The sequence below is a fragment of the Roseixanthobacter finlandensis genome, from assembly GCF_043195105.2.
Taxonomy (GTDB): Bacteria; Pseudomonadota; Alphaproteobacteria; order Rhizobiales; family Xanthobacteraceae; genus NCEH01.
On sequence record NZ_CM195536.1, the window covers coordinates 983,572 to 1,004,749 of the forward strand.

20 protein-coding genes are annotated in these 21,178 nt (G+C 65.7%); 13 read left to right on the plus strand and 7 right to left on the minus strand.

Features of this window, described 5'->3' with window-relative positions:
- Positions 1 to 59 precede the first annotated feature (59 nt).
- From V5G24_RS04715 to lgt, 4 genes are all read right to left on the minus strand, one after another.
- Positions 60 to 749, minus strand: a complete 690-nt coding sequence (locus tag V5G24_RS04715; protein ID WP_394080034.1) for a hypothetical protein — start codon at positions 747 to 749, stop codon at positions 60 to 62.
- Between the two features lie 108 nt (positions 750 to 857).
- A complete protein-coding gene (pgeF, locus tag V5G24_RS04720) occupies positions 858 to 1,625 on the minus strand; it encodes a peptidoglycan editing factor PgeF (RefSeq protein WP_394080036.1) in 768 nt (255 codons plus the stop codon).
- Positions 1,622 to 2,761: a class I SAM-dependent methyltransferase gene (locus V5G24_RS04725; RefSeq protein ID WP_394080038.1), complete on the minus strand. Its 1,140-nt coding sequence runs from the start codon at positions 2,759 to 2,761 to the stop codon at positions 1,622 to 1,624. Before V5G24_RS04725 ends, pgeF begins: the two co-directional genes overlap by 4 nt.
- Positions 2,758 to 3,597 (minus strand): prolipoprotein diacylglyceryl transferase, encoded by an 840-nt coding sequence (lgt, locus tag V5G24_RS04730; protein WP_394080040.1) that lies wholly within the window; start codon positions 3,595 to 3,597, stop codon positions 2,758 to 2,760. The genes V5G24_RS04725 and lgt overlap by 4 nt, the downstream gene beginning before the upstream one ends.
- Positions 3,598 to 3,796: 199 nt before the next feature.
- Between lgt and V5G24_RS04735 the strand changes: the two genes are divergently transcribed.
- From V5G24_RS04735 to V5G24_RS04755, 5 genes are all read left to right on the plus strand, one after another.
- Positions 3,797 to 4,114 (plus strand): accessory factor UbiK family protein, encoded by a 318-nt coding sequence (locus V5G24_RS04735; RefSeq protein ID WP_394080042.1) that lies wholly within the window; start codon positions 3,797 to 3,799, stop codon positions 4,112 to 4,114.
- A gap of 278 nt (positions 4,115 to 4,392) precedes the next feature.
- A complete protein-coding gene (locus tag V5G24_RS04740) occupies positions 4,393 to 4,893 on the plus strand; it encodes a type III secretion system chaperone family protein (RefSeq protein ID WP_394080044.1) in 501 nt (166 codons plus the stop codon).
- A gap of 65 nt (positions 4,894 to 4,958) precedes the next feature.
- Entirely contained in the window at positions 4,959 to 5,795 is an 837-nt protein-coding gene (gene proC, locus V5G24_RS04745; protein WP_394080046.1) for a pyrroline-5-carboxylate reductase, read from the plus strand.
- 71 nt (positions 5,796 to 5,866) lie between these two features.
- Entirely contained in the window at positions 5,867 to 6,547 is a 681-nt protein-coding gene (locus V5G24_RS04750; protein ID WP_394080048.1) for a TetR/AcrR family transcriptional regulator, read from the plus strand.
- A gap of 45 nt (positions 6,548 to 6,592) precedes the next feature.
- On the plus strand, positions 6,593 to 6,958 hold the full coding sequence (locus tag V5G24_RS04755) for a tRNA-binding protein (protein WP_394080050.1): 366 nt from the start codon (positions 6,593 to 6,595) through the stop codon (positions 6,956 to 6,958).
- Positions 6,959 to 7,009: 51 nt separating this feature from the next.
- Here V5G24_RS04755 and fae read toward each other — a convergent pair whose 3' ends face one another.
- Both fae and V5G24_RS04765 read right to left on the minus strand, forming a co-directional pair.
- Positions 7,010 to 7,519: a formaldehyde-activating enzyme gene (gene fae / locus V5G24_RS04760; protein ID WP_348844499.1), complete on the minus strand. Its 510-nt coding sequence runs from the start codon at positions 7,517 to 7,519 to the stop codon at positions 7,010 to 7,012.
- A 245-nt stretch (positions 7,520 to 7,764) separates the two neighbouring features.
- The gene (locus V5G24_RS04765; protein WP_394080052.1) at positions 7,765 to 9,045 is read right to left on the minus strand and encodes a glycoside hydrolase family 2 TIM barrel-domain containing protein; all 1,281 of its coding nucleotides are present in this window, start codon (positions 9,043 to 9,045) and stop codon (positions 7,765 to 7,767) included.
- A 163-nt stretch (positions 9,046 to 9,208) separates the two neighbouring features.
- On the opposite strand from V5G24_RS04765, the gene V5G24_RS04770 reads away from it, so the two are divergent.
- The 5 genes from V5G24_RS04770 (at position 9,209) to V5G24_RS04790 (ending at position 14,682) form a co-directional block, all read left to right on the plus strand.
- The gene (locus V5G24_RS04770) at positions 9,209 to 10,576 is read left to right on the plus strand and encodes an NAD(P)H-dependent oxidoreductase (RefSeq protein ID WP_394080054.1); all 1,368 of its coding nucleotides are present in this window, start codon (positions 9,209 to 9,211) and stop codon (positions 10,574 to 10,576) included.
- A gap of 97 nt (positions 10,577 to 10,673) precedes the next feature.
- Positions 10,674 to 11,594, plus strand: coding sequence for a metallophosphoesterase family protein (locus V5G24_RS04775; RefSeq protein WP_394080056.1), 921 nt, complete (start codon positions 10,674 to 10,676; stop codon positions 11,592 to 11,594).
- A gap of 149 nt (positions 11,595 to 11,743) precedes the next feature.
- The gene (locus V5G24_RS04780; protein WP_394080058.1) at positions 11,744 to 12,310 is read left to right on the plus strand and encodes a Spy/CpxP family protein refolding chaperone; all 567 of its coding nucleotides are present in this window, start codon (positions 11,744 to 11,746) and stop codon (positions 12,308 to 12,310) included.
- 417 nt (positions 12,311 to 12,727) lie between these two features.
- Positions 12,728 to 14,053 carry an MFS transporter gene (locus tag V5G24_RS04785; protein ID WP_394080060.1) on the plus strand — a complete coding sequence of 442 codons (1,326 nt, stop codon included), beginning with the start codon at positions 12,728 to 12,730 and terminating at the stop codon, positions 14,051 to 14,053.
- A 167-nt stretch (positions 14,054 to 14,220) separates the two neighbouring features.
- Positions 14,221 to 14,682 (plus strand): hypothetical protein, encoded by a 462-nt coding sequence (locus V5G24_RS04790; RefSeq protein WP_394080062.1) that lies wholly within the window; start codon positions 14,221 to 14,223, stop codon positions 14,680 to 14,682.
- A gap of 53 nt (positions 14,683 to 14,735) precedes the next feature.
- Here the strand turns inward: V5G24_RS04790 and V5G24_RS04795 are convergent, their stop codons facing one another.
- On the minus strand, positions 14,736 to 15,743 hold the full coding sequence (locus V5G24_RS04795) for a LysR family transcriptional regulator (protein WP_394080064.1): 1,008 nt from the start codon (positions 15,741 to 15,743) through the stop codon (positions 14,736 to 14,738).
- A gap of 97 nt (positions 15,744 to 15,840) precedes the next feature.
- Between V5G24_RS04795 and V5G24_RS04800 the strand changes: the two genes are divergently transcribed.
- From V5G24_RS04800 to V5G24_RS04810, 3 genes are all read left to right on the plus strand, one after another.
- On the plus strand, positions 15,841 to 16,263 hold the full coding sequence (locus tag V5G24_RS04800) for a DoxX family protein (protein ID WP_394080066.1): 423 nt from the start codon (positions 15,841 to 15,843) through the stop codon (positions 16,261 to 16,263).
- Between the two features lie 620 nt (positions 16,264 to 16,883).
- Complete coding sequence (locus V5G24_RS04805; RefSeq protein WP_394080068.1) at positions 16,884 to 17,735, plus strand: hypothetical protein; 852 nt, start codon at positions 16,884 to 16,886, stop codon at positions 17,733 to 17,735.
- Positions 17,736 to 17,790: 55 nt separating this feature from the next.
- Entirely contained in the window at positions 17,791 to 21,168 is a 3,378-nt protein-coding gene (locus V5G24_RS04810) for a beta strand repeat-containing protein (RefSeq protein ID WP_394080070.1), read from the plus strand.
- Positions 21,169 to 21,178 lie beyond the last annotated feature (10 nt).

Consider the following 21,178-nt stretch of genomic DNA (forward strand, 5'->3'; position numbering starts at 1 on the left):
CCTTAAGAATTCGGGCAACCTGTAGGCACCCGCCACGGCTTTTGTAAAGCCTGCGAAACTCAGTGCTGCGCGAACGCGAGCGTTGTCGTGGGCTGCGGCGCGTCCTGCGGCTCCGCCTGCGCGATGGGCGGGCCATCGGTACCGATCGGCGCGCCCGCCGGGGCGGCCGGTGCCGCAGCCGGGGCCGGATCCGCCGCCGCAGGTGCCGCCGCCTGGCTGGACGCTGCCTGGCTGGGCGCCGCGGGCAGGCCGGCGGAAACCCGGCCGCTGGCCGGCACTCCCAGGGTTTCGGCGAGGCTCGCCATGGACTTGCCAGCGATCTTGGCGAGCACGGCTTCGTCGCACACCGCCCAGGCATCGCCCTTGACGCGCTTGGTGGTCTCTTCCCCGGTGATGCGGGCGACGCGCTGCTTGTCCGCGTCGAACACGTCCCAGGCGTAGGCGACTGAAGTGGTGGCCTTGTCGGAATGGACGGCGAGATAGCCGCGCACCCGATAGGCGGCCTTATCGGTTCGGGAGACCACCGCCACCTGCTGTGCGTCGGCTTCCGCGCTGAGGCGAGTCACGAGCTTGTCGAAGGTGGGCTTGGGCGGGCCGTCGATGGATTCGAAGGACAAAGTGCGGCTGGCAGAACTCGCCGTGCCGCCATCGGTCTGGCATCCGGCGAGCGCAAGTCCAACACCAAGGACCAGAAGGCGCGAACCAAAGCGCACCGTTTTCCAGCGTGTGTTGGTGCTTGCGTCCGGCATGCGGCGCTCCCCGTCTGTGATCCACAGGAGGGTTAGCGGCAATCCGGCATCAGGTCCAGAGAAACGGTTAAGGCATCGTTAACGGGGGTGAAAATCTTGTGCGCCGGCTCAAATCAGGGCGATAGCGGCCACCATTCGGCCGTAATCGGCCTCCCGCCGATGGGTCGAGCGGCGATAGCTGAAGAAGCGGTCGGGGTCGGAATAGGTGTCGAGCTTCAGGTCCTCCACGGCGGTAACGCCGGCCTCGGCGAGGCGGTGGGCGATGAAGCCCGGCAGGTCGAACAGGGCATGGCCCTCCCGCTCCGCCGCAATGAAGAAGCGCGCGAAACTGCGGTCCGTATCGATGAATCGGGTGATGAAATCTTCGCCGACCTCATAGCTCGGCTGGCGAATCAAAGGGCCGATGGCGGCGCGGATGTTGGCGCGTCTCGCGCCCAATTCCTCCATGCGGCGCAAGGTGGAGTCGAGCACCCCGCCGAACGCGCCCTTCCAGCCCGCATGCGCCGCCCCCACCACTCGGGCCACCGGATCGGCGAACAGAACCGGGCCGCAATCGGCCACCGTTATAGTGGCGCCGAGGCCCGCAACGGCGGTCACGACCGCATCCGCCTGGGGCGCGTCCTCCCGCGTCCAGGGCGTGGAGAGGATGACCGCGTCGGGCGAATGCACCTGCCAGCAGGCGACAAGCGCCTGCGGGGCGACGCCGATCTCCCGCGCCATGCGGGCGCGGTTTTCCAGCACGTTGGCGGGATCGTCCTTGGAGCCAAGCCCGCCGTTGAGGCTGTCGTAGAGCCCCTGCGAGACCCCGCCGCGCCGGGTGAAGAAGCCGTGGCGGATGCCGGGGAGGGCGGCGAGCGAGGGGGCTTCGACCTTCATGGCGTGTTCTCCGCAAAAGCTTCGGACGGGGCAAACCCCGGCGGTGGATCGCGCGGCGCGGCGAAGGCCGGGCCGGTGAGGCAGAGCACCTTGAACAAGGCGCCCATTTCCTTCTCCCCCGTGCCGGCGAGGCGGGCGAGGGCGGCAGCGATCGCGTCAGCCTGGAGGGGAGATGCGGTCGCCTGAAGGCGCTCGGCCCGTTCGCGCAGGCCGAGGCGCAGCAGGAATTCGCCCTGGGGCACCGGGCCGAACGCACCGGCTCCGGCCGCGCGCGCGGCGCGGGCGAGGGCCGCGAAATCCACATGGGCGGTGAGATCCGCTTCCCCCGGCTCGGCCAGGGGATCGACGAATGCATGGGCCTTCATGGCCTGGAGCGTATCGCCGAAGCCGCTTTGCGCATGGCCGTAATCGATCACCAGCGCCGCGCCGTCCTGAGCCGCGAGGCGGTGGGCGAGCGCTGCCAGCGCGGGGCTTTCCAGCCGCTCCAGCAGGACGCCGGGCGGATGCGGCGGCGGGATATGGCGCGCCAGTACTTCCACCAGGCGGGCAGGGTGGGGATCGACGCCGAAGGTGAGGTCCCCGGCGGCATCCAGCCCGACCCGCCGCTCGTGCCAGCCTGCGGTGCTGCGGATGAACTGGGAAATGGGCAGGGCGTCGAAGAATTCGTTGGCGAGCACCAGGACCGGGCCGTCGGGCACGTCCTCCAGCCGCGTGTGCCAGGAGATCGGATGGACGGTCGCCGCGTTTGCCAGGGTCGCCTGCTGGCGCGCGCGCAGCACCGGGCTCATCTCCACCAGATGCACCCGTACCGCATCGCTGAAGCCGGGCAGCAGGCGGGTGGCGCGCAGGGCATCGGCCATCAGCGTGCCCCGGCCGGGGCCGAGTTCCACCAGATGTATGGGATTGGGGCTGCCCATCTGCTGCCAGGCGGCGAGCACCCACAGGCCGAGCAGTTCCCCGAACATCTGGCTGATCTCGGGGGCGGTGATGAAATCGCCAGCCGCGCCGAACGGGTCGCGCGTCATGTAATAGCCATGGCGGGGATGGCCGAGGCACAGGTCCATGTAGCGCGCGAGCGAGATCGGCCCCTCGCTCGCGATCAGGGCCTTGATCTCCCGCCCGAGGGGGCTCGTCACCTCTGCGGGCCCGGATCGAAGCCGTGGACGGGACGGCTCAGGGCATAGATCACGATGCCGAGGCCGGCGATCACCACCGGCAGGGAGAGGATCATGCCCATGGTGGTGCCATAGGCGAGATAGCCCACCTGCGGGTCCGGCTCGCGGAAGAATTCGCCGGTGATGCGCCCGAGCCCGTAGCCGATGCCGAATATGCCGGCGGCAAGGCCGGGACGGCGCAGGCCGCCGAGCCGCACCACCAGCAGCATCACCAGGAACAGGAGCACACCCTCCATCGCCGCTTCGTAAAGCTGGCTCGGGTGGCGCGGCACATTGCCGCCGGTGGGAAAGATCACCGCCCACGGCGCGTCGGAGGGGCGGCCCCACAATTCACCATTGATGAAATTGGCGATGCGGCCGAAAAACAGCCCGATGGGTGCCACTACGCCCGCCACGTCCAGCAGCGAGGGCACGGGGATTCGCCGTGAGCGGGCGAACAGCACCAACGCCAATATGGTGCCCGCAAGCCCGCCGTGGAACGACATGCCGCCCTTCCACACCATGACGATCTCGGCCGGATGGGCGAGGAAATAGGGCAGGTTGTAGAACAGCACGTAGCCGATGCGGCCGCCGAGGATGACGCCGAACGTCGCCCAGAACAAAGCGTCGTCGAGATCCACCGGCTTCATGGGCGGGCGCCCGCCCCACAGGGCGTTGCGCGTCACCAGCCAGCGCGCGAGCTGCCAGCCGATCAGCAATCCGGCGATATAGGCCAAGGCATACCAGCGGATGGCAAGCGGGCCGATTTCGATCAGCACCGGGTCCAGGGCCGGGAAGGGAATGGCGAAATTGATCATGAAACCCCCAGCAGGAGGTGGGCCGGACGGGCGTTCACCATGGGCGGGCGCTTGCCCGCCGACCCGTGGCATGTGCCCGCAGGCGCGCCGTCCGTCAAGGTGACGCAGGGGCGCTCTTGCAGTGCGGCGCGCCTATGCCCATTGTCTTTCCAGGTATAAGGCATGCGCCGTGTGCGCAGTGGAACGAGAGTTTGCTCCCATGACCCAGACCACAGGCCGGATTTTCGACGAGATGGCGCGCCTGGTGAATGACGCGGCCGGCGTCGCCCAGGGGATGCGGCGTGAGGCCGAAACCGTGGCGCGCTCGCAGATGGAGCGGTTCCTGCGCGACATGGACCTTGTGAAACGCGAGGAATTCGACGTCGTGAAGGACATGGTCGCCGCCGCCCGGCTGGAGAATGAGCGCCTTGCCCAACGACTCGCCGAACTGGAGGCGAAGCTCGCCGCGCAGGCGCCCCACGCGCCGGGCGAGGGCGGCTTTTCCGGCACGCCGGGCGCCGGTCCCGGCCCGGTGTGAGCAAGGTTCTGGCAAGGTGTGAAGACTAAACCACAATCTGTCGTAGCGGTGCCACGTTGCGCCGCGATATAGTGGGTCTATTGGCGATTCGTAGCCGGATCGTCGCGCTGAGCGCGACGGGGCGCAGCTTCGTCAAGGCAAACCGGTCTCAGGCGGCCGGTGCAGCCGCCGGTACGCTGCGTCGCGCAAATCCTGGCTGGCTTTGAGTGCCCTGGCTTTGAGTGTCGTTGCTGCCGTAACCGACCCTCTCCGCGTCCCTCAAACCGCGAGGTCGAGGCATGTCTCTCATCGACATCGAAGCTGAAGCTCCGGCTAATCCCGTGGATCTGGTGGAACGGCTCGCCGCCGTGCACGACTGGTCCTTCGAGCGTTCCGACGAGGACGAGATCACCCTCTCGCTCAACAGCCGCTGGACGGACTGCCATGTCTCGTTCCAATGGATGGATGAGATCGAGGCGCTGCATCTCGCCTGTGCCTTTGACTTCAAGGTGCCGGACAACCGCCGCACCGAGGTGCTGAAGCTGCTGGCGCTCATCAACGAGCAGATGTGGCTTGGCCATTTTGACATTTGGTCGCAGGAAAACGTCATCATGTTCCGTCATGCCCTGGTGCTGACGGGCGGGGCGACAGCGAGCGACCGCCAGTGCGAAGCCATTCTCGGCGCCGCCATCGATGCCGTGGAACGCTATTATCCGGCGTTCCAGTTCGTGGTCTGGGCCGGCAAGTCCGCCCGCGAGGCCATGGACACGGCGCTTTTCGATACGGTCGGAGAAGCTTAAGACTGAGCCACCCACGATCGCGCGCGGAGCCGGGCACCGGCTCCCGCGCCCATTCAGGTGTGCCCATGTCGGTCGATCTTCTGAAGTCTTTGAACGGTCCCGTCGTCCTCGTGGGCGCCGGCAAGATGGGTGGGGCTTTGCTCGACGGCTGGTTCCGTCTGGGCCTTGAGCCCGCCAAGGCGGTGGTGCTGGATCCCAACCTGCCGGGGCCGGCCGCCGCCGCGCTTCTTGCCTGTGGCGCGCAGCCCAATCCCGAACTCTCGCAGATCCCCGATCCCGCCGTGCTGGTGCTGGCGGTGAAGCCGCAGGTCGCCCCGGCGGTGCTGGCCACCGTGCGCTCGCTGGTGAAGCCCGGCACGGTCGTGGTCTCCATCATGGCCGGCCGCACCCTCGGCTTCCTGCAGGAAGCCCTGCCGCGCGGCAGCGCCGTCGTGCGCACGATTCCCAATACGCCCGCCGCCATCGGCCATGGCATCACGGTGGCCGTCCCCAATGCGGCGGCGACCGCGGCGCAGCGCGAGGTCGCGGCGGCGCTGCTCGGGGCCGTCGGCCCGGTGGAATGGATCGAGGATGAGGAACTGATGGACGCGGCGACCGCCGTCTCCGGCTCCGGTCCCGCTTATGTGTTCCTGCTGGCCGAGACCCTCGCGAAGGCCGGCGTCGCGGCAGGCCTGCCGGCGGCGCTGGCGGATCGGCTCGCGCGCGCCACCGTCTCCGGGGCCGGCGCGCTGATCGCCCAATCGGGCATCGAGCCTTCGACCTTGCGCGAGAACGTCACCTCGCCCGCCGGCACCACAGCGGCCGCGCTGGGCGTGCTGATGGATCCCACGACCGGCTTCGCCCCGTTGCTGGAAAAGGCGGTCGTGGCGGCGACGCGCCGCTCGAAGGAACTGGCGAACTGATTCTGCGTCCTGGCCCCTTGCCGCCCGCCGGTTGAGGGGCCACCTGGATTCGGGGCCTCAAGGAGCACGCCATGACTTGCGAGACCACACGGGACGCGTGCCTGCGGGCGTTTCTCGACCTCCTGGCGGACCGCCCCTTCGAGCGCATCGCCCTCGCCGACGTGGCCGAGCATGCGGGCGTGCCGCTCTCGCAGCTGCGCGTGGAATGCGCTTCGACCTCTGACCTGCTGGACGCATTCGCCCGCGCCACGGATCGCCATGTGCTGGCGGAAAGCGGCGCTGACCAGTCCGGGCCAATTGAGGGGGAAAGCCCGCAGGAGCGCCTGTTCGAGGTGCTGATGCGGCGGCTCGATGCGCTGGAGCCCCATCGCGAGGCGGTTCGCTCGCTCCTGGCCTCGGCCCGCCGCAACCCGCTGCTGGCGGCGCATTTGCTGAAGATCGGCACCCGCTCCCAGCATTGGATGCTGGCGGCCGCCGGCATCGACACCACGGGACTTGCCGGCGACGTGCGCGCCCATGGGCTCGCGCTGCTGTTCGCGCGCCTGCTTGACACCTGGCTGAAGGACGAGGACCCCGGTCTCGCGCGCACCATGGCGGCGCTGGACCGGGAACTCGGCACCGGGGCGAAGATGCTGGATATGCTGGACGATCTCGCCTTCATCGCGCTGCCCTGGCGCAAGCGGCGGCGCTCGGCGGTGGAGCCGCCGCCCCCGGGCGCGCAGGCCCCTGGCACGCAAGCCGGCGCCGCTTGACCGGCCTTTGCTGCCCACGCTTAAGTCGGTGCGCACGGAGAGCGGATGATGAGCGACGACACGGCGACCGGGACGGCGCCGATCACCTATGACGATTTCCTGAAAGTGGACATCCGCGTCGGCACCATCGTCGGCGCCGAGCCGTTTCCGCAGGCGCGCAAGCCGGCGATCAAGCTGCGCATCGATTTCGGGCCGCAGATCGGCATCAAGAAATCCTCGGCGCAGATCACGGTGCATTATGCGCCCGAGGAATTGATCGGCCGGCAAGTGGCGGCGGTGGTGAATTTTCCCCCGCGCCAGATTGGTCCTTTCCTGTCGGAGGTGCTGACCCTCGGCTTTCCCGATCCCGACGGCGCCGTGGTGTTGATCGGCCCGAGCCATGTGGTGCCGGACGGCGGACGCCTGTTCTGAAGAGGCGAGCAGCCCGGCGGACCGGGCTGCCTTGAGGCCGGGGCAGGCTCCTCAGGAGGCCGCGAACGGGTGATGGGCGGTCTTCGCCTTGGCCACTACGTCGGCGGCCTTGGGCTCGCCGCTCACCGCGCGGGCGATGGCTTCCTTGGTGGCCTGATAGTTGAATTGCTGGATCTTGGCGTCGTCCGTGGCTTCCCAATGGATGAACACGCCGACGCAGATGAAGATGTCGTCGGCTTCCTCGGCGGGAATGGTGCCGTCCTCGACGGAATCGGTCACCGCCTTGGCGACCGCATATTGGGCCGGGCCGAACATTTGCACCGCCTGGCGCGCATCCTTGATGGTAACTTTGTTGAACAGCACCGTATTGGGCTTGGCCAGCAGGTTGGGTTCCACCACGGCAAGCAGGGTGGTGAAGCCGTCCTTATTGTTGGTCAGCGCGTTGACGAAGGCGGTTTCGGCCGAGGAGCCGCGCGGGCCCATGATGAGGTCGATATGCGCCACTTCATTGCCGTCGCCGACGAGGGATTCGCCGACCAACAGCTTGTTGATCTTCGCCATGAGAGCGTTCTCCATGCGTGAAAAGACCGAGACACCGCGCTTGGGTACGCGGTCCGTTATGCCTCGGCTATCCTTGTTGCGGCGTTCGGCGTCGTGTCGAACCGGTTGGCTAGATAGCGCTTTGACCGGACAAGCCTAAGCCCGTCGCGCGCCTGGGCGCAAGCAGTGCACCGCGCCGCGCCCCGGTCCGCGCACGCCCACGAAAGGGCGCGCGCTTCGGGCCGCCGCCGGCCGCATTGGGCGATCTATCTCACCTCGAACGGAATATTTCCGGTGGCGGCGGCGCCGCGTCCATCGCGCAAGGTGACAAAGACGCGATAATGTCCGGCGGCAAGCCCCTGGATCCGCACGCTGGTCAGCGTCGGATCGTGCAGCCCCTCGGGAAACAGCGGGGGCACCGGCTCGGCATCGCCGCCAACGCCGCGCACCGGGGTTTCGCCCATGATCTGCCATTCCACCTTCAGCGGGTCCCCATCGGGGTCGGTCGCGGCCAGCGCCACCTGCACTGCGCCCGCGCGATCGAAGCTGTTCGGTCCGCGCAGCTGAAGCGAGAGAATGCGCGGGGCGTGATTGATGCCGATCGGCAGGCTGCCGTCGAGCTTGGCTTTCGGGTCGGCGGGCGGCTGGCCGCCCCAGGATTCGGCCATCGCCTCAACCGTCTCGGTCCATTCGCCGGAGGGCAGGAACAGGCTGTGCCAGGTGGGCGTCACCTCTTGCTTCTGACCCCAATAGAACGGCAGGGCGCCGGTATGGCTCTGCTTCAGCGCGGTGAGATAGCGTCGCACCTGGTCCGCCTTGGCGGTGGAGGTGGGCTCGATGGGGGCGCCCCACGGGGTCTTGCCGGCCTGCCATTGGCCGATCGCGCCGAGTTCGGTGACGATGATCGGCCCGGTCCAGCCTTGCGTGCGGGCGCGGCCGACGATGGTGAGCAGGCTGTCGCCATAAGCATTGAGGCCGAGTACATCAATGCTCGGGGCGAGCCGCTTGAGGGTCGACACCTTGTCGGTGCCGGTATCCGCCAGAACGGCCATCACCGGATGGGCGGGGTCCAGGGTCTTGACCAGTTTCGCGGCCTGCTCGATGGCCGGCCACACCGGCTCCGCCTCGGCGGAGGTCAGTTCGGTCTCCACTTCATTGCCGACGCCCCAGAGCAGCAGCGCCGGATGGGTCCGGTAGCGCTCGACCATGCGCTGCAACTCGGCCAGCTGGCCCTCCGCTGCGGCGCGATCGCCATAATTGAAGCCGCGCCGGGGATGCTCCAGCCAGAAGCCGACGATCACCTTCAGCCCCGCGCGCTGGGCGCTGTCGAGGATGTCGCCGGGGTCCTGGCCGTAGGTGCGCACCACGTTCGCGCCAGTCGCCTTGAGGTCCGCCAGCCGTTTCACGCCGGCCGCGCCATTGGGCACGAAGGGCACGCCATCCAGCAGCAGTTCGGTGCCCCGCACGGTGACGCCGCTCGCCATCACCGGGGACGCGCCCGCGAGCGCGAGCAGAAACGATAGGGCGGACGCAAGGGTAAGACGCACGGGTGACTCCTGAGGAACGGGCGCTTTAAGCAGAGATAAGATCCACGACGCAGAGGAAGACAAGCGAAGCAAGCTCACCTTATTGTGGCAAGAGCCGCTCTGCGCGCGATGCAGACAAGACGGCAAAGGCTCGCACCGGGCCAAATAACAGGAGGACGCCCGCATGAATCTTGCCCGCAAACTCAAAGCCCGTGCCGCCGAAGGCCGCCCCGTGCGGGTCGGCCTGATCGGCGCCGGCAAGTTTGGTTCGATGTTTCTGGCACAGGTGCGCACGACGCCGGGCATGCATCTGCTCGGCATCGCCGACCTGTCGGCAAGCCGGGCCCGCGCGGCCTTGACGCAGACCGGCTGGGACGTGGAGGCCGCTGTCGCCGCCGATTTCGACACCGCCCGCCGCACCGGCGGCACCGTGATCACCGAGGACGCGAATGCGCTGATCGCCGCCGACGGGCTGGAAGTGATCGTCGACGCCACGGGCAGCCCCTCCGCTGGCATCCGTCACGCGCTCGCGGCCATCGACCACGGCCGCCATGTGGTGATGGTGACGGTGGAGGCGGATGTTCTCGCCGGCCCGCTGCTGGCGCGCCGGGCCGATGCGGCGGGGGTGGTCTATGCTGCCGCTTATGGCGATCAGCCGGCGCTGGTCTGCGAGATGGTGGACTGGGCGCAGACCTGTGGCTTCCGGGTGGTGGCGGCGGGCAAGGGCACGCGCCATCTGCCCATCTTCCACCAATCCACCCCGCAGACGGTGTGGAAGAACCTCGCCATTTCCGAGGAGATGGCGCAGGCCGGCGGAATGAACCCGCAGATGTTCAACTCGTTCGTGGACGGCACGAAATCCGCCATCGAGATGGCCGCGATCTCCAACATGACGGGATTGAAGGCGCCGCGCGACGGCCTGCTGTTCCCGCCCTGCGGCGTCGACGACCTGCCGCGCATCCTGTGCCCGCGCACGGACGGGGGCATTCTGGAGGAGGCGGGCATGGTGGAAGTGGTCTCCTCGCTGGAGACCGACGGGCGGCCCGTGTTCCGCGACCTGCGCTGGGGCGTCTATGTGGTGCTGCAGGCGGACCCCTCCCAGCGCGGAGATTATTCGCGGCGTTGCTTCAAGGAATACGGAATGATCACGGATCCCTCCGGCCGCTATACTGCGCTTTACCGTCCGTTCCATCTCATCGGCATGGAGCTGGGTGTCTCGGTGGCGGCAGCGGCCTTGCGGCACGAGGCGACCGGCAGCGCCATCGGCTTCTTCTCGGATGTGGCGGCCACCGCCAAGCGCGACCTTAAGGCAGGCGAAATGCTCGACGGGGAGGGTGGCTATACGGTCTACGGACGGATCATGCGGGCGCAGGATTCCCTGCGCGACGGGGTGCTGCCGATCGGCCTTGCTCATCATGTGAAGCTCAAGCACGACGTCCCGAAGGGGCAGGCGGTGCGCTGGGCGGATGTGGAGATCGCCGACAGCGACACGGTGCGCTTCCGCCGCCAGATGGAGGCCGAGTTCGCCCTTGCGGAGCCGCTTCCGGCCTGAATTTACGGAACTTTCCACCGCCGGCGCGAGTCCTGCTCGCGCCGGCTCCAGCGATGGTTTAAGCAGGGCGCCGCAAGGATCGGAAGGACCGCCCGCAATGTTCGTGCTCGCCCATCTCTCCGACCCGCACCTTGGCCCCATTCCCGAGGCGCGGCTCTCCGAAATCCTGGGCAAGCGCTTTTTCGGCCTCATGAACTGGATCGGCGCGCGGCGTCGGAACTTCGGCGCCACGACGCTCGCCGCGCTCATGGATGACCTCAAGGCACAGGCCCCGGACCATATCGCCGTGACCGGGGACCTGGTGAATCTCAGCCTGCCGACCGAATTCGACACCGGCGCAACCTTTCTGGCGTCGCTCGGCACCCCGCAGGATGTCTCGGTCATTCCCGGCAACCATGATGCCTATGTCCGCTCCGCCTTGAGCTATCATCTTGAAAGATGGGCGCCTTTCCTGGCTGGCGATGAGTCCTGCCCGGATACGCCGCTGGATGTGGGATCGTTTCCCTATGTGCGACGGCGCGGGCCGGTGGCGCTGGTGGGCGTCTCCACCGCCATCCCCACGGCGGTGTTCCTGGCCAGCGGGGAAGTCGGCGAGGCGCAGTTGCATCGCCTGCGCGAAATATTGATTTCGTTGAAGAAAGAAGGCCTGTTCCGGGCGGTGATGATCCATCATCCGCCGGTCGGCGAGCGGCGTTACCATCGCGACCTGCGCGATGCGGTGGCGTTCCGGCGGGTGGTGGCGGAGGAGGGCGCCGAATTGGTGCTCCATGGCCATGACCATCGCGCCTCGCTCGGCACGATCGAAAGCGTGGACGGGCCGGTTCCGGTGGTAGGCGTCCCCTCCGCGTCCGCCGGGCCGGAGGATGGGCGCGGGCCTGGCCGCTATAATCTCTACCGTATTTCCGGCGCACCCGGTGCCTGGCAGTGCCAGATGGAAAGCCGGGGCTATCTCGCCGGAGACACCGACGTGGCGCGGCGCGACCTGCGCCAGCTCGTGGGCTCGGAGCCCGCAATCTGACCGCGCATCACCAACGCGCCTTTCCAAAGTGTAATGTTGATGAACATGTATTAAGTAACGTCTTAAGCAGAGCTATATTTAAGTTACCGAAGTTTAAGTTGCGAAATAACGCTGCGAATTTAAGAGTCGGGTCATCCCAGGAGGATGACATGAAGACCTCGATTATCGCCGCAGCCACTGCCGCCGCTCTCGCCAGCTCGCTTGCCGGTTTCGCGACCGGCGCTTCCGCGCAGACCGCCGCGCCTGCGACCCAGGCGACCCCCGCCCAGGCCGCTCCGGCCGGCAAGGGTCAGGCGCCCGGCTCGGAAGATCGCGGCGGCTGGCGTCCGAGCCCGGCCGACCGCGCCGCGCTGACCGATGCCCGCATCGCCGCCATCAAGACCGGCCTGAAGCTGACCCCCGAGCAGGACAAGCTGTGGCCGGCGGTGGAAACCACCCTGCGTGACGTCGCCAAGGAGCGCGCCGCCCGGTTCGCCGCCTTCCAGGCCGAGCGCAAGCAGGGCGCCAAGCCGGACGCGATCGAGCGTCTGCGCGATGCGGCCAAGGGGCTCAATGCCCGCGCGGCTGATCTGGTGAAGATCGCCGATGCCGCCGATCCGCTTTACAAGACCCTCGACAACGGCCAGAAGCGCCGGCTCCAGATCCTGGTGCGCCAGGAAATGCCGCGTGGCCCGGGCCACAAGATGCATGAGGGCCGCCCGCACCAGCGCGGTTGACCCTGCGGCCGGCGCGACGGCACACGAAATCGCCGCCGCGGGTGCCACATACCGGACCTAAGGCCGAGGAATGACGCGCTCGAACGCCAGCCCCCCAAAGGCTGGCGTTTTGCTTTTGCCCGGATTGCGCTAGCGCCTCTCGGGGTAGGTCCGGTCAACCGCGGCGCCAGACCTTCCCTCATTCGTCATCGGCCCGCAACTCGAACCCACGCACCACTCATGAACGCTACGCATGGACGACGTGACGAAGATTGATTTTTCGTTGGTTCCGCTCGGTCATAGTCTGCGTTAATCGGGAGACTGGCTTTGCTCGCCGGCGCGTGTGGCGTCGGCGCGCTGCCAGGGCCTCTCGTTTGAAATTCCCGGGTCTGGGAAAATCCCTTCCACGCCCGCAGGTGACCGGCAATGCGCTCTTCCATGGAACCTTATCCTCCGGCGCATTCTCCCGCCGCCGCGCAAACATCCGCCGCGCAAACGCCCGCCGCGCAAACGCCCGTCGCCCGAGAGCCGGGCGCCCCGCAGAAGGGCGGCGCGGCGGTGCCTGTGCTGCTGGTGCTGTGTGCCGGATGCCTCATCGCGCTGATTTCGTTCGGGCCGCGCGCCTCCTCCGGCTTTTTCCTGCTGCCCATGTCGAACCAGTTCGGCTGGGGCCGCGACGTGTTCGGCTTCGCGCTGGCCTTGCAGAACCTGTTGTGGGGCCTGGGTTCGCCGTTCGCCGGGGCGATCGCCGACCGGTTCGGCATCGTGCGGGTGATGTGCGTCGGAGCGCTGGTCTATGCGGCGGGCCTCGCCCTGATGTCGGTCGCGATCACGCCGGGCCTGCTCAATCTCAGCGCTGGCGTGCTGGTTGGCTTCGGTCTTTCCGCCTGTTCGTTCAATCTCGTTCTCGCGGCCTTCGGCAAGCTGCTGCCGGAGCGCTGGCGCTCGCTCGGCTTCGGCGCCGGCACGGCGGCGGGCTCGTTCGGCCAATTCCTGTTTCCTCCGCTCGCCACCGGCCTGATCTCCCAGGTGGGCTGGCAGGAAACCCTGATCGTCTTTGCCGCCGTGATTCTGCTCGTGGTGCCGCTCGCGTTCGCGCTCTCGACTCGCGGCACGCAGACGGCAGGGGGCGGGCCGGTGGCCGCCCCGCGCCAATCCATTCGCGGCGCGCTCGGCGAGGCGTTCGGCCATCCCAGCTACGTGCTGCTGGTGCTGGGCTTCTTCACCTGCGGCTTCCAGCTCGCCTTCGTCACCGTTCATATGCCGGCCTATCTGGCGGACCACGGCATCACCGCCGGGGTCGGGGCCTCCACCCTGGCGCTCATCGGCCTGTTCAACGTCGTCGGCTCGCTGAGCGCAGGCGCGCTTTCGAACCGCTTTTCCCGCAAGTATCTCCTGGCGGCGATCTATGCGGCACGCGGCATTGCCATTGCGGCCTTCATTCTTTTTCCCATCACCCCGCTCACCTGCCTGCTGTTCGGGGCGGCGATCGGCCTGCTGTGGCTCTCCACGGTTCCGCCCACGTCCGGGCTTGTGATGCTGATGTTCGGAACGCGCTACATGGCCATGCTCTATGGCTTCGCCTTCTTCAGCCATCAGGTGGGCGGCTTCCTGGGGGTGTATCTGGGCGGTGTGCTTTATGAGGCGTTCGGCTCCTATGACGTGGTGTGGTGGCTCTCGGTGGCGCTTTCCTTTGCGTCGGCCGCGATCAACCTGCCGATCCGCGAGCGGCCCGTGGAGCGCCTGGTGCCCAGCGGCGCTTAATCGATTGTCGCGCGAATTCCATGATTTTCCGGCGGTTCCAGCACCTTGCGCGGCGCGGCGCGGGCGGGGCGGCGGCGTGGGCCGGCAAAAGCCGGCTTTGCATCCTTGCCCCGGCTGGCGAGTCCGGTGCATGGTCTTTGTTAACCAAAATCGCTTATCGAAGAGACATGCGAAGCATTTTCCTTGCGGCCGCCGGATGGACCTTGATCGGGATAGGTTCGGCTGGCGCTCAGAGCCTCAGTCCCGATCAGGCGCGCGCCTTCGTCGTGGGGCGGACATTCGCGTTCAATTGCTTTGAAGGCACGACCGGTGCCGGCCGTATCTTCCCTGACGGTTCCGTTGCGGGAACCATCACGCTGCGCGCCCAGGGCCCGGCGCGCTATGTGCGCCTGCCGCCCAATACGGTGCGCGTGCGCGGAGAGAATGTATGCGGCTTCATCGAGGGCATGACCTTCGAGCCGTGCTTCGAGGTCAACAAGACCGGTGCCGCCACGTTCCGCGGCTCGCTCGCCGGCGTGAACACCATGTGGTGCGAATTCACGCGCCTCGGCGCCGAGGCGCCGCAGGTCGCCACCCGTCGCCGGCCCAAGGCGCGGGACAATGCAGTAGCGCAGACCTCCGCCGAATAGGGGCCTGCCAGCGCCTCCCCCGTGCCGTTTGGCCGGTGGAGGGGGCCGCCGTGTCAGTCCGCGTCGACGGGCGGGATCCCGTCGTCCGCCTCCTGTGCCAGATCCCAGGCGCCCGTTCCCCGTGCCGGCGCTGATCGGGCCTCCCTCAGCTCGCTTTCCGGCGGGAGGGCTTCTTCCTTTCCCTCGATGGCGGAGCGGTGGCGCATCAGCTCGCGCCCCACATGATCCATGAAGGCGCGCACCCGCGCCGTCGCGCGCAGGTCCGGATGGGTCACCAGCCACAGGCTCGCGACCATCGCGGCATCCGGGGCCACGAGGCGTACCAGGCCAGGCGTCGCTGCGCCGATGAAGCAGGGCAGCACTGCGAGCCCGATACCCGCCGCCGCCGCTTCCGCAAGCCCGAGCACGGTGTTCACCCGATAGACGATGCGATCGTCGCCCGCGCGCTCGCGCAGCCATTTCATGGCGCCGACCTGGGCGAAGTTCTCGCTGAGCCCGACCCATGGGTGCGCCCGCAGGTTCGCGGCATCGAACGGGGCCTGGGTCAGCAGGTCCGGCCGACCGTAAACGCCCCAGCCGATGGTCGCGATGCGCCGCCCCACGAGCGTGTCGCCGGGGCGCTCGCTGGCGCGGATGGCGATGTCCGCATCACGCTTGGTCAGGCTGAGGGATTGGTTGGAGACCAGCACTTCCAGCCGGATTTCCGGATAGGCGGCATGGAACGAGGCGAAGATCGGCGTGAGCAGGTGCACCAGCAGCGTATCGTTGGTGGTCACCCGCAACTCGCCCGACGGCCGCAGATCCTGGCCCGTGATGCGGCGCTCGACGGCGAGAATGTCCTCGGCCATGCGATCGGCCAGCCGCACCATCTCCTCGCCGGTTGGAGTTGGGGCATAGCCGCTGCGTGCGCGCTCGAACAGGCGCGTGCCGAGCGAGGCCTCCAGCGTGCCCAGGCGGCGGAACACCGTGGAATGATTGACGCCGAGCATTTCCGCCGCCCCGGCGAGAGAACGCGTCTCGGCCACGGCCTTCACGAGGCGAAAATCATCCCAGGCGATCATATGTGCATCCGTGCAAGCGAGACCAGGCAATTCCGAGTATGGCTGTGCGTGGAGGGAAAAGCTACCTAGGGACCAGTTTAAATCCCTGGAGGTTCCAATGATCGATCTTCGTACCGCTCCCTACGGCCTGTTTCTCCTGCGCGTCGCCCTGGGGGCCATGTGGGTGTCACATGCGCTCATCAAGTATTTCGTGTTCACCGTTCCCGGCTTTGCCGGCTATCTGGCAAATGTGGGCATGCCGGGGTTCCTGGCGGTGCCGGTGATCGGGGTCGAACTGATCGGCGGCTTGCTGATCATCGCGGGTGTCTACGCCCGGCCGGTCGCGCTGCTTCTCATTCCGGTGATGCTGGGCGCCCTTTCGGTACATGTGGGCAACGGGTTCCTGTTCTCCAGCGCCGGCGGCGGCTGGGAATATCCGGCATTCCTGGTGATCGTTTCGGTTGTGGTGGCGCTGGCCGGGGAGGGTGCGTTTGCGCTGCAGCGGAGCGCGCAGGGCGGCCGGATTAATTTTGCCAGCTAAATTTATTGAGGCATTCCGCTAAGGGAATCGATTCCGGACCATCTCCCCCAAAAAATTGTTTCCGAAATGGCGGCTTTTTCTCTCACCGGCGAAGGCCGCCATCGCGAATGAGGCGCGTTCCAACGGCGGGAAAGTTAAATAGTACCGACCTTCTGTGCCATTTTGAACGCCTTCTCTGTTAATCCGGCCTTTGCCGGAAAAAGAGGCAAAAAAATCACGCGCACAATTAATGCCCTCTGGCATGAAACCTGCTGCCTTATTTTCTCCCCTTTGTCTGCATCCGGAGGTGGAGTTTCGGCTCGATGCGCGCTGTGTGTAGTATTTATTTTTGTTTTTATTTCATCAATTTCGAAAAAAATAAGTAATTCAAAGATCGTATCATTGAAACTTTAATTATGACGCAATAGATTTTGAAATCTATCTACTTTCTATAAAAATTAATGAACTTTTATACGCAATTTTGAGAGCGAATAGAGCGTAAATTGCGTTTATTTTGTTGAACTTGTGCGCTGCCGCGAAGCATTGGGCGATTGACGCTGCCCAGCCGGCCGGGCATAATTGTGATTAGTAAATTCCAGGGCTAAATGGGGGCTTCTGTGGCGGCTGACGGCGACATCCGAGTGTCGAGCGTGAATGTAGAGCCGGGACTCTACATTCTTCGCTATGCCTCCGGCGCCGCTGTCCGGTCGTCCCCGCTCGTGGAAGTTGCGTGCGATCCCCGGGCGCAGCAGGTCGTTTCGATCATATCTGATCCGCGGGTTGCGGCTGGGGTGCTTTCGGGGCCGGGTGCGGCGCTGGTGGTTCGGGCCGTCGCGCCGGCGAGTTTGCGTTTGGCTGTCCGGGCGGCAGAGCCTGGCGGTTCGCTGGAAGCACGAATTACGCTTGAGGCGGTGTCTCGTATCGCGGCTGCTTCGGCGCCTGTCGCGGATCTGGATGGGCGGGCGCCGCTTGGTGTCGTTCCGGTGATTCCGGCCGCCGGGGCGATGGCGTCCGCGGCGGTGCAGATTTTGGGTCATCTGGCGCGGCGCGGCGATGTCCGGGTCGGTTCAGGCGAATGGCTGGGCGGTCCTGCGGCGCCGCTCCCCATCGAGGGCGTTGCGGTTGCGGGCGTGCCGTCGTCGCTTGGTCTTGAATATCAGGTACGCAGTGGCGGGCGGAAGGTGCAGTGGTCTCCCTGGGTTCCAGCTGGGAGCTTTGCGGGGTCTCGCGGCCGGGCGATGCCGCTTCTTGGAATTCGGTTCCGTCTCGGATCTGCCGGGGCGGAGTTGCGGGCGGAAGCCCTGTTTCTTGGTTCACCTATTGTATCGCGTAGCGGGTCTGAGGTGGAGCTGGTCGGATTGTCGGATCTCGATCCGATGGTCGGGCTGTCTTTGTCCTTGTTGGACGCCGAAGTGAAATACGCGGGTGACGTTTCATCCGTGACGCGAGATGCGGCAGCCAAGGTTCGTGTGTTCAGGGCTGGTGCGCTTTAAAATCTAATTTTTGATTTCGTCACGCTGATGGCGAGCGGCGTGGTGGGGGTGTTTCATGGCGATCTATAATCTGACCGAAGCGCAGTTAGTTGATGGCGCCCAGGCCCAGGGCTGGGAGCCTTTGACCGACAGTGGAATCATTACCTCCGAGCAGCAGGAGCAGATCATTGCCGCGCTGACGCAGGCGGGTGTCTATAGCGACACGGACCCTGACGCCACGGCGAAGATCGAGGCTTTTGAGACCGGCGGCGCGGGTAGCATTCCCACTGACCCATCCGTCAAGGCCGTCATCTACGAGACGTCCGACAATGTGGAAGTGGATATTCCCGACACCAATTCCGCGGCCGGCCTGATTTATGTGACCGGTAGCGGCGATGATGTGCTGTTCACCAGCGCCACATCGACGGTGCTCATCGCCGGCTCCGGCAGTGACTTTCTGGATGCATTTTCGACTGGCAATATCCTGTACGGCGATGACGGCGACGACGGCCTCATCTCCGAGGTCGGCGGCAACACGCTTTATGGCGGCGGGAATGATGACGCCATCGTCACCACGGTCGGCTCGAACCTCGTTTATGGCGACGCCGGGAACGATACCATCACGGGCGGCGTCGGAGGCGAAGGCGGCAACGACGTCGACACGCTCTATGGCGGGGATGGCGCCGATTCCATCACGTCGCTCGGCACTTACAGCGCGCTGTATGGCGATGCAGGCAACGATACTCTGGCTGGCTTGAGCGGGCAGGATACGCTCTATGGCGGCGCCGACAATGACTTGCTGACGGTTTCCTCGGGCAGAAACCTTCTATACGGCGACGCGGGTAACGACACGCTTGTGGGCGGCGGCACTGGTGCAGATACGCTGTATGGCGGCGACGGCGTCGATCAGTTGAGATCCGCCGGCAGCTTCGACTTGCTTTATGGCGATGCCGGCGCGGATATCCTTCAGGGCTTCAGCGGTAACGACACCCTCTACGGCGGTGACGATGGAGACAACCTGTTTGTTCTGTCGGGCACGAACGTCCTTTATGGCGATGCAGGCAATGACAGCCTGACCGGCGGCACGGGCGCCGAGCCGGGCGTTGGCAGCAATCAATATTATGGCGGCGACGGCAATGATCAGATCATTTCCGTCAACTCCTACTCTTCCCTTTATGGTGGAGCCGGTACCGATGCCCTGACGGGCTTCAGCGGCAAGGATACGCTCTATGGCGGTGACGACGGCGACAGCCTGACCGTCGCGAACGGTAATAATATCCTCTACGGCGATGCTGGCAACGACACGATGTCCGCGGGCAGCGGCGGCGGCACGGATACGCTTTATGGCGGTCTGGGCAATGACGCGCTCTATGCCGTCGGGTCGCATGGATTGCTGTATGGCGACGCCGGAAAGGATGTCCTGGTCGGCTATAGCGGGCAGGATACCCTTTACGGTGGCGACGACGAAGATAATCTGGTTGTCGGAGCCGGCAGCAATATTGCGTATGGCGGGGCTGGGGTCGATACGATCCTCGGTGGCATCGGTGGCATCGCCGGATTGGGCGTGAACCAGCTCTACGGCGATGATGGCGCCGACAGCATCACCGCATTGAATGTCTATGCTTCCGTGTATGGCGGCACTGGAAACGACACGCTCACCGGCTTCAGCGGTCAGGACACGCTCTATGGCGGGGCCGACGATGACCGCATCGCTGTCGCCTCTGGAAACAATTTTCTATATGGCGATGAGGGCAACGATACGCTGAATGGTGGCAGCGGCGGCGGAACCGATGCCCTCTACGGCGGCGCTGGTACCGACACTCTCTATGCCACCGGATCGTATGCGGTCATGTACGGCGATGCCGACGCGGATAGCCTGAACGGCTTCAGCGGCCAGGATACGCTCTATGGCGGCACCGAAAACGACACCCTGAATGTATTCTCCGGCAACAACCAACTGTACGGCGGATATGGCGACGATACGCTGGTCGGCGGAATGGGCGCGGCCCTCGGCGTGGGGAGCAATCTGTTCCACGGTGATGACGGCGACGATACCATTACTTCGGTCAATTCCTACTCGCTGCTATATGGCGACGCCGGCGCGGATAGACTTCAGGGCTTCAGCGGCCAGGATACGCTCTACGGCGGGGACGACAACGACAGGCTCGATGTCGCGACCGGAAACAATCTTCTGTATGGCGATGCCGGTGCGGACACGCTGAATGGTGGCAACGGCGGCGGTACCGATGCGCTGTACGGCGGCGCTGGTACCGACAGTCTCTATGCCACCGGATCGAATGCCGTCATGTACGGCGATGCCGACGCGGACCGTCTGTTTGGCTTCAGCGGCCAGGATACGCTCTATGGCGGCACCGAAAACGACAATTTGACGACCTTCGACGGCAACAACCAGCTGTACGGCGGATATGGCGACGACACGTTGATCGGCGGCACCGGCGCAATCCTGGGCGCGGGAAGCAATCTGTTCCACGGCGACGATGGCAACGACACCATTATTTCGGTCAATTCCTACTCGCTGCTGTATGGCGATGCCGGGGCCGACACGCTGACCGGCTTCAGCGGCCGGGACACGCTCTACGGCGGGGCCGACAACGACACCCTGATCGTCGCTAATGGCAGTAACCTGCTCTATGGTGATGACGGCTCCGATCTTATGACCGGCGGTAACGGCATCGGCGCCAATACGCTCTTTGGCGGCCTCGGCGATGATCAGCTGTTTAGCGGCGGATCCAATGGCGAGCTGCATGGCGATGCGGGCAATGACTTCCTGCGCGGCTATAGCGGCGCGGACACGCTATATGGTGGTGACAACAATGACAGCCTCCAGGTCATTAGCGGCGGAAACCTGCTCTATGGCGATGGCGGTAATGATACGCTGACCGGCGGCGCGAGTGGTACTATCGACCACTTGTTCGGCGGCGCTGGTGCCGACAATCTTACCTCGCTCGGCACCCATGCGGAAATGTATGGCGATGATGGCAACGATAACCTGACCGGCTTCTCGGGCCAAGACACCTTGTTCGGTGGCGTCGGCAGCGATCAGCTGGTTGTGGTGAGCGGTGATAACCTGCTGTACGGCGACGCAAACAACGATTACCTCACGGCGGGCTCGGGCAATGACACCCTGTTCGGCGGCTCAGGGAACGATCAGCTGAATGTGCTTGTGAACGGCACTTCGGCGCTCTATGGCGGCGATGGCAACGACGTGTTCTTCCTGTCCTCCCAGACGGGTGACCATACCGTCGATGGCGGCATTGGCGGCGACACCTTGTTTCTCTTCGGACGTGACTATAATCCCGCTGACGTCAGCACCAATTCATCCACGGGCCATACCACGATCACCTTCACGGATCAGGTCATCTCCGTGGACAATATCCAGGATGTGTACTTCGTGGGGTCGACCACCCAGCATATTACTCTGCCTGGCAGCTGAGGCGCCGAAG

What these genes read in the sequence shown, in the direction of transcription:
- V5G24_RS04735 (WP_394080042.1), top strand. Translation starts at nt 3,797, where the DNA reads ATGACCCAGACCACAGGCCGGATTTTCGACGAGATGGCGCGCCTGGTG.
- V5G24_RS04800 (WP_394080066.1), top strand. Translation starts at nt 15,841, where the DNA reads ATGATCGATCTTCGTACCGCTCCCTACGGCCTGTTTCTCCTGCGCGTC.
- V5G24_RS04755 (WP_394080050.1), top strand. Translation starts at nt 6,593, where the DNA reads ATGATGAGCGACGACACGGCGACCGGGACGGCGCCGATCACCTATGAC.
- fae (WP_348844499.1), bottom strand. Translation starts at nt 7,519, where the DNA reads ATGGCGAAGATCAACAAGCTGTTGGTCGGCGAATCCCTCGTCGGCGAC.
- proC (WP_394080046.1), top strand. Translation starts at nt 4,959, where the DNA reads ATGTCGGTCGATCTTCTGAAGTCTTTGAACGGTCCCGTCGTCCTCGTG.
- V5G24_RS04785 (WP_394080060.1), top strand. Translation starts at nt 12,728, where the DNA reads ATGGAACCTTATCCTCCGGCGCATTCTCCCGCCGCCGCGCAAACATCC.
- V5G24_RS04810 (WP_394080070.1), top strand. Translation starts at nt 17,791, where the DNA reads ATGGCGATCTATAATCTGACCGAAGCGCAGTTAGTTGATGGCGCCCAG.
- V5G24_RS04775 (WP_394080056.1), top strand. Translation starts at nt 10,674, where the DNA reads ATGTTCGTGCTCGCCCATCTCTCCGACCCGCACCTTGGCCCCATTCCC.
- V5G24_RS04780 (WP_394080058.1), top strand. Translation starts at nt 11,744, where the DNA reads ATGAAGACCTCGATTATCGCCGCAGCCACTGCCGCCGCTCTCGCCAGC.
- pgeF (WP_394080036.1), bottom strand. Translation starts at nt 1,625, where the DNA reads ATGAAGGTCGAAGCCCCCTCGCTCGCCGCCCTCCCCGGCATCCGCCAC.
- V5G24_RS04795 (WP_394080064.1), bottom strand. Translation starts at nt 15,743, where the DNA reads ATGATCGCCTGGGATGATTTTCGCCTCGTGAAGGCCGTGGCCGAGACG.
- V5G24_RS04715 (WP_394080034.1), bottom strand. Translation starts at nt 749, where the DNA reads ATGCCGGACGCAAGCACCAACACACGCTGGAAAACGGTGCGCTTTGGT.
- V5G24_RS04770 (WP_394080054.1), top strand. Translation starts at nt 9,209, where the DNA reads ATGAATCTTGCCCGCAAACTCAAAGCCCGTGCCGCCGAAGGCCGCCCC.
- V5G24_RS04790 (WP_394080062.1), top strand. Translation starts at nt 14,221, where the DNA reads ATGCGAAGCATTTTCCTTGCGGCCGCCGGATGGACCTTGATCGGGATA.
- lgt (WP_394080040.1), bottom strand. Translation starts at nt 3,597, where the DNA reads ATGATCAATTTCGCCATTCCCTTCCCGGCCCTGGACCCGGTGCTGATC.
- V5G24_RS04750 (WP_394080048.1), top strand. Translation starts at nt 5,867, where the DNA reads ATGACTTGCGAGACCACACGGGACGCGTGCCTGCGGGCGTTTCTCGAC.
- V5G24_RS04740 (WP_394080044.1), top strand. Translation starts at nt 4,393, where the DNA reads ATGTCTCTCATCGACATCGAAGCTGAAGCTCCGGCTAATCCCGTGGAT.